Origin of the sequence: Massilia sp. TSP1-1-2 (genome assembly GCF_049896185.1) — a bacterium.
GTDB lineage: Bacteria > Pseudomonadota > Gammaproteobacteria > Burkholderiales > Burkholderiaceae_D > Telluria_A.
The window spans coordinates 1-589 of record NZ_JAFCTU010000202.1 but is presented as its reverse complement, the minus strand read 5'-3'; the positions used below and the strand labels follow the sequence as shown (position 1 = coordinate 589).

Annotated in this window: 1 protein-coding gene and 1 pseudogene; one reads left to right on the top strand and one right to left on the bottom strand. The window is 57.2% G+C overall.

The genetic code is table 11. The annotated features are described in order from the left end of the window. A partial coding sequence (locus tag ACP7BV_RS27700) for a DeoR family transcriptional regulator (RefSeq protein WP_426108129.1) occupies positions 1–181 on the bottom strand: 181 nt, incomplete at its 3' end. Between the two features lie 121 nt (positions 182–302). Here ACP7BV_RS27700 and ACP7BV_RS27695 point away from each other — a divergent pair. Next, positions 303–589, top strand: a pseudogene (locus ACP7BV_RS27695) (GDP-mannose pyrophosphatase); the annotation flags it as partial.

Here is a 589-nt window from a genome sequence, read left to right as displayed (position 1 = left end):
GCGAGGACGGCAGGGCGCCGCCATGCACCCGTTGCAACAGCCCTTCGGCCGCGAGCTCGCGCAGGTCACGCCGAATCGTGTCTTCCGACACCGCAAAGCGTTCGCTCAGCGCTTTTGCGATCAGGTGGCCGTCGTGGGCCAGCGTGTCCAATATTTCACGCTTGCGTTGAGATGTCAGCATGGTTTGTCACCGTAAATGACAGCAGAAGTCGTCAATGCCATTGGCGCGAGCTTTCATGAAAATATTTGAAGTTGCACGAAAATGCATGATAACATAAATTAAGTTAACTCAAGGAGAACCCATGATCCCTACGGCCGAACGGATTCGCGTCGTCAATGAACAGGTCTTGTCCAGCGACTGGTATCTGTTGAAGAAGACCACCTTTGACTATCTACGCAGCGACAACGTCTGGCAGCGGCTGAGCCGCGAGACGTACGACCGGGGAAATGGCGCCGCGCTGTTGCTGTATAACCGCGCCCAGGGCACGGTGGTGCTGACCCGGCAATTTCGTCTGCCTGTGTTTGTCAACGGCCATGATGGCATGCTGATCGAGGCACCCGCAGGCCTGCTCGACGCCAGCTCCCCCGA